At 76.0% G+C, this 8,777-nt stretch carries 6 protein-coding genes; 2 read left to right on the top strand and 4 right to left on the bottom strand.

The annotated features are described in order from the left end of the window. Positions 1 to 773 precede the first annotated feature (773 nt). Entirely contained in the window at positions 774 to 2,078 is a 1,305-nt protein-coding gene (locus tag D6718_08890) for a rhomboid family intramembrane serine protease (GenBank protein RMG44945.1), read from the top strand. A gap of 14 nt (positions 2,079 to 2,092) precedes the next feature. On the opposite strand, the gene D6718_08885 is transcribed toward D6718_08890, so the two are convergent. The 4 genes from D6718_08885 to D6718_08870 all read right to left on the bottom strand — a co-directional run bounded on the left by D6718_08885 (position 2,093) and on the right by D6718_08870 (position 7,728). Beyond that, positions 2,093 to 4,297, bottom strand: coding sequence for a hypothetical protein (locus D6718_08885; GenBank protein RMG44944.1), 2,205 nt, complete (start codon positions 4,295 to 4,297; stop codon positions 2,093 to 2,095). Next, positions 3,898 to 5,340, bottom strand: coding sequence for a TM0106 family RecB-like putative nuclease (locus D6718_08880; protein RMG44943.1), 1,443 nt, complete (start codon positions 5,338 to 5,340; stop codon positions 3,898 to 3,900). The genes D6718_08885 and D6718_08880 overlap by 400 nt, the downstream gene beginning before the upstream one ends. Then, entirely contained in the window at positions 5,333 to 5,914 is a 582-nt protein-coding gene (locus D6718_08875) for an SIS domain-containing protein (GenBank protein RMG44942.1), read from the bottom strand. The genes D6718_08880 and D6718_08875 overlap by 8 nt, the downstream gene beginning before the upstream one ends. 515 nt (positions 5,915 to 6,429) lie before the next feature. Beyond that, positions 6,430 to 7,728, bottom strand: coding sequence for an alpha/beta fold hydrolase (locus D6718_08870; protein RMG44941.1), 1,299 nt, complete (start codon positions 7,726 to 7,728; stop codon positions 6,430 to 6,432). Here D6718_08870 and D6718_08865 point away from each other — a divergent pair. Beyond that, positions 7,615 to 8,777 (top strand): pyridoxal phosphate-dependent aminotransferase (locus D6718_08865; GenBank protein ID RMG44940.1); only part of this gene is annotated, 1,163 nt, incomplete at its 3' end. The genes D6718_08870 and D6718_08865 overlap by 114 nt on opposite strands.

Here is an 8,777-nt window from a genome sequence, read left to right as displayed (position 1 = left end):
CCCCGTGCCCGACTTCCGGCCCCTCGCCGGGGAGGAAGAGGGCGCGACGCCCCGGCAGGTCTGGATCGTCGTGTCTCCGCCGTGGGTCCCGCGCGGCCCGCGCCTCGATTAGCCCCGGGTGGCGCCTTCCAGCCCGCCCGGCACCGGGCTTTCCGCAGGAGGCGTCTCGGGGCCGGATCCCCGACAGGATCCGGGAGCGGCCGGACGTCCATCCCCGACGGTGCGCTCTCGCCTCCACGCGGCCGATCGTTCGGATGCCGGGAGGTGCTTCCTCGATGGTGCAAAACGCCGCGCAACTCGGCGAGAAACGGACGCTTCGGCCCGATCGCAGGGCCTCGATCCGTTCGAGGCCGGATCCTTCGATCTCCCAACGACTTCGGCGGATGAACGCACCATCGGGGATGCACCTCCCGGATGTCGCGGGGCCTCGAACGGTCCGGGAGATCCATCTCCGACGGTGCGCTCTCGCACCCACGCGGCCGATCGCTCGGTCGTCGCGGCCTCGAACGGTCCGGGGCCCGGGAAGTAGGGGCCGAGGCCGCCCTCCGACACCGGGTCGCGAGGGCTCTGGCACCATCGAAGGTGCCCTTTCCGGACGGCCCGGGCGGACGCGTGGAGAGGATCCGGGGGCACGGGGCAGGGCGTCGCCCGCGCGGCTCCCGGCGCGGCCGGCCGATCGCGCCGGACGCCTCGAGCGCGGGTCGATGCGGCCGCTTCGGACCTGAGCCGCGCGCGCACCGGGCGCTGCCGCGCGGATCCCGGGGCGCCCGCGCGTGCCGTCCCGGGCGCTCGCCCTACGCGGGCCGGGTCGCCGCGATCCGCTCCGCTCGGTCGCCTTCCGCGCGGGCAGGCCGGAGCGGAAGCGGCGCGCGCGGGACGGTTATGATCGGCCGCGGGAGGCGCACGCCTTGTTCCTTCCGATCGGAGACAGCCCCAACGTTCCGAAGGCCGCCTGGGTCACCTGGGGGCTGATCGCCGTCAATGTCGCCGTCTTTCTCGCGCTCCTTCCGCTGAGCGGGATCCCCGCCGACCCCGCCGATCCGGCCTACGCGGCCTACGTGCGCGCGCTGGCGGCGGAGCGCGGCTACCCGCCGGTGCGGCTGCAGCTCTCCGCTTACGACCTGTTCTGCTTCCGGCACGGCTTCCGGCCGGCCGCCCCGTCGCTGATCGACGCGCTCACCGGGATGTTCCTCCACGGCGGCTGGATGCACCTGCTGGGCAACATGCTCTTCCTGTGGATCTACGGCGACAACGTCGAGCACCGGCTCGGGAGGGCCGGCTATCTGCTCGCCTACCTCGGCACGGGGTTGGCCGCCGCGCTCGGTGACGGCCTGCTGCGGTTCGGCTCGGGCGTGCCGTCGATCGGAGCCTCGGGCGCGATCTCCGGCGTGCTCGGCTTCTACTTCATCTGGTTCCCGTACAACCGGGTGCGCGTCTGGGTGTTCCTCTTCCCGTTCCTGGCGCGGGTGATCGAGCTGCCGGCCCGGGTGGTGCTCGGGATCTACATCGTGGCCGACAACCTGCTCCCGCTGTTGCTGACGGGGGGAGCGGGCTCGGTGTCGTACGGCGCTCACGTGGGCGGGTTCGCGGCCGGCTGCGCGGCGGCGCTGGCGATCGACCGGTGGGTGCTGCTGCGGCACGGCGCCAGGCGGGCGCGGCCGGCGCCGGTGGCCGACGTGCCTCCCGAGCGGTTGCTGCGGCAGGCCCTGCTCGAGGGCGATGTCGATCGCGCGGCCCAGCTCTTCTTCGCCCTGCCCGCGCCGATCCGTCGGGCGCTCGGCCCGGGCCTGGCGCTGCGCCTCGGACAGGAGCTGGACCGGGCGGGCCGCCATCACGCCGCCCTCGCGGTGTTCCAGCGGATGCTCGCCGATCACCCGCACGGCCCCGGGCGCGCCCTGGCGCACGCGGGGGCGGCGCGCGTGCAGCTCGAGGAGCTGCACCAGCCGACGGCGGCCTACCAGCACCTGCTCGAGGCGCTCGACGAAGCGGAGACGGAGGAAGAGGCGGCGATGGTCCGGCGCCTGCTGGCGGCGCTCCGGGCCCGGACGCGCACCGTGCCGCGCCACCCGCCGCTCTGAGGGCCGTACCGCGATCAGGGCCCGAGGCGGGCGGCGAGGGCGGAGCCGTCCACCTGAGGCAGCTCGCGAAACATCCGGTGGAACAGGTCGAGCCGCAGCAGCCCCTCGTAGGTGCGCGGATAGGTGTCGAGCACGGCCCGGCTCGCCAGGACGACGAGCTTGGTGCGGGCGCGGGTGAGCGTCACGCACAACCGGTTCTCCGAGAAGAAGAACTCGGTGTCGCGCCGCAGCGCGTCCGGGTCGGAGCAGGCGAGGGAGACGACCACCGCCTCCCGCTCCTGCCCCTGGATCCGCTCGACCGTGTCGATCACCGGTAGCGCAGCGCCCGCCGGCAGGCGCGCGCGCAGCCGGGACGCGATCTCGCGGTTCTGGGCGCGGAAGGGGGAGACGAGCGCGAGGGAGCCGGCCGGCAGCCGCTGCGGCCCGAGCAGCTCCGCCGCGATCGCCGCGGCGAGATCGGCCTCCGCCGGGCAGCGCGTCCGGTGGCCCTCGTGCGCGAGCCGCACCAGCACCGCGCCGCGCTCCGGATCGAGCACCGGCGCCAGCGGCCCGGGATCGCTCGCCAGGCGCAGGCGCCGCGCCGCCGCCCGTTCGGTGGGCCGGAGGCGCCCGCCGTAGAAGGCGCGGGAGGGGAACGCGCACACCGCGTCGTTCATCCGGTGGGTCCGGTCGAGCAGCACCGGCTCGGCCCGGTCGCGGAGGTGCTCGAAGACGGATCGCGTGACGGTCGGGTCGGGGTGGTCGCCGACGATGACCGGACCGAGCTGCCGGTCGTCCCCGGCGAGGATCCACCGCGGCGCGGCCAGCAGCGCGCACAGGGCGTGGGGCAGGGTGATCTGGGCCGCCTCGTCGAACAGCACCCGGTCGAACGGTCCCGGCGACTCGAAGCGCCGCGCGCCGAACAGGGTGGCGCCGACGATCAGGCCGCCGCGGCGGGGCCGCGAGACCTGCGCCGCGCCGCGCACCACCCGGATCCCCTCCCGGCGCAGGCGCGGCTCGGCCGCGCGGCGCGGCGCGACGCGGACGAGGGGCAGGGGATGGCCGGTGCGGCGCGCCACGGCGGCGAGCGCGTGCAGGACGTTGTCCACGGCGCGGTGCGTCTGCGCCGTCACGAGCAGCGCCTCGCCGCGCCAGGCCAGCGCGGCGAGCAGGTGAGCGGCGAGCCAGGTCTTGCCGGTGCCCGGAGGCCCCTGAACGAGCTGGACGGGTCGCGCCGACCAGGCGCGCACGAAGGCCTCGCGCTGGGCGCTCTCGAGATGCACGCCACCGGCCTCGAGGCGGTCCGCCGAGCGCTCGGCCTCCTCGCGCTCGCGGTCGTCGACCGCCGGCTCCCACCGGAGCCGCACGAGATCCCGCACCGCCCGCGCGCGCTCGCCGGCGCCGCTCCGCACGCGACGGAGCGCCTCGAGGAGCTGGGGGGTGAGATCGATCTCGCCGCGGTCGAGGACCGGGCGGCCGCCGGAGCGTTCGATCGCGTCGGCGATCTCTTGCGGGGGGACGCCGTAGCCGGGCTCGAACTCGAGCGTTCCGTCCGGCCCCTCGTCCGCCAGCGTGACCTCCGGCTCCCGCGCCGGGTCGGCCCCGTCACCGATTCTCAGCGCGTCGCCGGCGCGGAAGCGGGATCCGCGCGCGTCGGCCCGCAGGACGAGCCGTCCCGACTCCGGATCCCAGCGGTCCACCCCCTCGGCGGCGATCGCGTCGCCGTTTTCGATCCGCTGCTCGAGCGGCTGCGACCAGATCTCCTCGAGGTCGCGCCGTCCCGCCGCCCGCTCCCGGAGCAGGAAGCGCTCGAGCGCGTCCCAGAACCCTCCGCCGGGGGTCAACGCGCGCCTCCCGGCGCGCGCGAGGGGGCGCGCATCCAGGCGAGCACCCGCGCGAGAGCCTCGAGGCGCCGCCGGGCGATCGCCACCGCCCGCGCGGCGTCGCGCGCGCTCCGGCCATTCGGGTCGGCGGACACCGCGACGAAGGCCGGCGGCACCCGCTCGCCGGGGCCGGGAAGCGGGCGGCCGGCGAGCGCGGCGTCGACCTCCTCGAGGTCGTAGCGGCGGACGGGGAGGTAGGCGCAGGCGCGCCGCAGCCGGGCGCGCAGGTCGACCCGGCGCGCCTCGAGCGCCACCTGGAGCGCGGGAGCGACGCCGCGCTCTTCGGCCAGCGCCTCCAGCGCGGCCGCCGTCTCGGCACCGAAGTGGAACAGCGTCCCGCGGGAGGACTCGGCCCACGCGAACAGGTCGCGCGCGGCGGCGGCCGCCGCCTCCGCGACGCCCAGCACGTGGACCGCCTCCCGTCCCGACGCCTCGCGCCACGCGACGAGCACCGCCCGCTCGCGCGCGAGCGGGTCGCGTTCCGCCCAGATCAGCCGGTCCGCGGGCGAGGGGGAGGGGAGGTCGAACGGCCGGCCGAGGCGGATGCGGCCGGACAGGAGCGCCCGCGCCTGCCGCACCAGCGCCTCGAGTCCCAAAGGCGGCCGTCCCGCCTCCCGCCACTCCCGCGGGTCGACCGCCGCCAGGTCGGCCACCGTGGCGACGCCGTGCCGCCGGAGGACGCGGCGCCTCGTCGGCGTCATCCCGTCGACCAGCGACAGGTCGCCGGCCGCCTCCATCTCCGGCAGGCAGCGCCGGCGCCACCGGCAGCGAAGGCAGGCGTCGCTCCAGTACGGCTCGGTCGGTTCCTCGCCGGAGGCGATGCGCTCGACCTTCCTCCGCGCGGCGTCGAGAACGGCGCGCAGGGGGGCGAGCGGAAAGGTCACCTCCCGGCCGTCGCCCAGCAGCAAGAAGCCCCGCTCGGGCGCGCGTCCCTGGAGCGGCTCCAGGAGCCAGCCGGCATAGGCGACCTGGAGCACCTGATCGGCGCGCGGTGCCAGCCCCGCCTTGACGTCGCCCGGCTCGTAGTGGTGCGGCCCGAGCCGGGACGTTCCGGGAACGCGGCGCAGCAGGTCGGGGATCGCCAGGTGCCCGTCCCGGCACAGGACCCCCTGGTACACGCCGTCGACGCCGCGCCGCATCAGCGCCTCCGTCTCGGCGGCCGCTGCCCGGAAGTCGCCGGGGGGCGCCTCCGGTCGCGGCCAGCCGAGGCGCTCGGCGCAGGCCGCCTCCCACGCTCGCCCCCGCTCGAGGAGCAGCGCGGAGGCCTCGTCGGGCGCCGCGCGTTCCTCGCGCCCGAGTCGCCGGTCGAGCGTGATGCGGTGCGGGCAAACGGCGAGCTCGTACAGCTCGCTCGCCCGGACCGGGGCCGGCTCGCGGCCCGTCCCGGCGGTCTCAGTCACGCTTGAAGAACAGGGCGCGCTCGATCGCCTCGCACAGCATGTGGGTGACGAGCGTGTGGACTTCCTGGATGCGCGCGGTCTTCTGGCCCGAGACGACCAGCGCGAACTCGGCGGCGTCGCGGGCGCGGCCGCCGTCGCGCCCGAGCACGGCCACGGTGAGCATCTGCTTGTCGCGAGCCGTGCGCAGCGCCTCGATCACGTTGATCGAATTGCCCGAGGTGGAGTAGGCGATGGCGGCGTCGCCCTTCTGGCCGAGCGCCTCGATCTGCCGCGAGAAGACGTGCTCGTAGCCCATGTCGTTGGCGATCGCGGTGAGCGCCGACGTGTCGGTGGTGAGCGCGATCGCCGGGACGGCCGGCCGCTCGTGCTGGAACCGCCCGGTCAGCTCGGAGGCGAAATGCTGCGCCTCCGCCGCCGATCCGCCGTTGCCGAACAGGAGGAGCTTGCCGCCCCCTTGCAGCGTGCGGACCAGCTTGTGCGCGACCTCCACGAGCAGGTCTCCCTGCCGCTCGAGGAAACGCTTGACCAGGAACGTGTGCTCCTCGGCGATCTTGGTGAACTCGTTGAGCTGCATGCTCGGCGCTCCTCCCTTCGTCCGGCGTCGAGCGATTGTACGACCGTTCCGGGGCGGGCGCGCCGGCGCCTCCCGCGGGGACCGCGCCGGCCGCCGCGTCCGGCGGCCAGGCAAGACCCGACGGCCGGCGGGGTGGGGCGAGAACGCCGCTCGTGCGCTCCCGGCGGCAGGCGCTTCCGCGCCGGTGCGCGCCGCCACCGAAGACGATGGCCGCGGGGCTGCTCGTCCTCTCGCCCGCGTGCCGCAATCGGGCCGGTCCGGAGAACCCCTCCGGCGAGGAGGAGACGTGTCCATCGCACCGCCGGGGGCGCGCCTCGCGACCGACGGGGTTCGGCGGGCGAGCGCACCTTTGGGGATGCACGTCTCGACCGCTGGACGGGCAGCGAGGTCGACGGAACAACGCACCACCGGGGATGCTCTTTCCATGGGATCGCGCCTGCGGGCGCGCGATCGGTGTTCCGTCCACCCCGGCGGCGTTTTCGCTCCCGCCCGGTTCGTGCGGGACCCGTGCGGCGCTAGGGCGCGGCGTGCGCGGCGAGGAAGCGCTCGAGGGTGCGGCGGGCGACCGTTTCCGCCTGGACGAGCGCGGGGGCGCCCTCGCCGCGGCAGGCCCACACGCGGACCGGAACCGGCGTGCGCTCCGGCACGTCCGGTCCTCCGCCCTCCGCGCCCGTTCCGAGGAAGAGCGTGGGGACGCGGCAGGGCTCGCACGAGGCGAGGAAGGCCTCGACCGTGTCGGGCAGCGTGGCCGCGATCCGCTCCCAGCGCGCGCGGTCCCGCCGCCGGGGCCGGCTTCCCGTGAATCCGGGCCAAGGCTCGGCCGGCGCGCCCGGCCACAGCCGCGAGGGCGTGTCGAGGGCGAGGGCCGTCACCGCCTCGGGGGCGCGGCGGGCGATCGCCGCCGCGACGTGGGCCCCGACTCCGATCCCGAGCAGCGCCGCAGGGCCGGGCCCGTGGGTCTCGAGCACCGCGAGCGCGTCCTCGGCCGCGCGCTCGATCAGATCGGCGGGGAACCTGCGCGAGGCGGCGGCCAGACCGTGTCCCGGCAGGTCGGGCGCGAGGACCCTCATGCCGTGCCCCGCCAGCCAGAGGAGCAGCCTCCCGGCGCCGGGGGCCGCGTAGTCCTCGGGGCGGCCGAAGGCCTGGTGGAGGAAAAGCAGGGGCGGCCCGGCGCCGGCGGCGAGGACCCGGCGCGGGCCGCCTGGACGTGGCACGGCGAGCGTCTCGATCGGGGCCTGGACCGCGACGCCGCCGTGACCGACACGGGAGGAGGTGGTCACGACTGCCGTATCGGTCGGTCGGGCGGGCGATTGAGATGCGTTTCCGAGGGCGCGGTTTCCGAGAGAACCCGGCGGAGCGGCCGCGGGTTGCGGGCCCGACCGGCACGCGGCGCGCCGCGCCGGAGCGAAGGGCCGATGCGCCAGAGAGTCGGGCGCGGTATCGCGCCGCCGAGGGCGAACCTCCCGGCCGGGGCGGACCGCCGCTGGGGCGCGGCGCCGCGCGCGGGTCTCCGGGACCCGGCCGGTGGCCGGTGCCGTGCGGGTCGGCCAGCGGTCGGGGTGCCAGGCGCGGCTCGCCCGATGGGAGCCTCGCCCGCCGTTCCGACAGCGAAAACGGTGCGCGGGCTTTCGCCGGCGGTGCCCCGGCCGGCCCGGCCGCGCAGCCGGGTCCGGCCGCGGCGGGCGGGGTATGATCGGCCCATGCCGATCGGTCGCACCGTCGCCCGGCAGATGGGCGCCGCCTCCTGGATCCGGCGGATGTTCGAACTCGGCCGGCGCCTCCGGGCCGAACGGGGGCCGGACGCGGTCTTCGATTTCACCCTCGGAAACCCCGAGATCGACCCGCCCGAGGTGGTCCGCCAGGCTCTCGCCCGGGTGGCGGCCGAAAGCTCACCGGGCGCGCACGCGTACATGCCGACGCCCGGGCTGCTCCCGGCGCGGCGGGCCGTCGCTTCTGCGCTGGCCCGGCGCACCGGGCTGCCGTTCACCGAGGATCACGTCCTGATGACGGTCGGGGCGGCGGGGGCGATCAACATCGCACTTCGGGCGATGCTCGAGCCGGGGGACGAGGTCGTCCTCATCGCGCCGCACTTCGTCGAGTACCGGCACTACGTGGAGAACTACGGCGGCGTGCCGGTCGTCGTCGACACGAAGGCCGATTTCCAGCTGGACATCGACGCGGTCGAGCGAGCCCTCTCGCCGAGGACGCGCGCGCTGCTGATCAACACGCCGAACAACCCCTCGGGAGCGGTCTACCGGGCGGAGGAACTCGGGCGGCTCGGCGAGCTGCTGCGCGGGCGCCGGCCGCCGGTCACCGTCATCAGCGACGAGCCCTACCGGGCGCTCACCTTCGGCGACGAGCCGGCACCCGAGGTGGTGACCGCCGTCGAGGGGACGGTGATCGCCAGCTCGTGGTCGAAGACCTTGGCGATTCCCGGGGAGCGGATCGGCTACCTCGCGATCTCGCCGCGGATCGAGGGCGCCCGGCGCCTGGCGGAAGCGTGCGCGTTCGCGATGCGGGCGCTCGGGTTCGTCAACGCGCCGGCGCTGTGGCAGCGCGTGATCGCCGACGTGCTCGAGCGCGATCCCGAAGCCGCCATCGACCCCGAGCCGTACCGCGCGAAGCGGGACCGCCTCGTCGCCGGCCTTCGCGCGGCCGGCTACGACGTGGTGGAGCCGCAGGGGACGTTCTACGTGTTCCCGCGCACCCCCATCCCGGACGACACCACCTTCGTCGAGGCGCTCGTCGAGGAAGGCATCCTGGCCGTCCCCGGCTCCGCCTTCGGTACGCCCGGCCACATGCGGCTCTCCCTCACCGTGCCGGCCGAGACCATCGACCGCGCCCTTCCGGGCTTCTCGCGCGT

The organism is Acidobacteriota bacterium, assembly GCA_003696075.1.
Lineage (GTDB): Bacteria > Acidobacteriota > Polarisedimenticolia > J045 > J045 > J045.
This window is presented reverse-complemented; position numbering and strand designations above follow the sequence as displayed.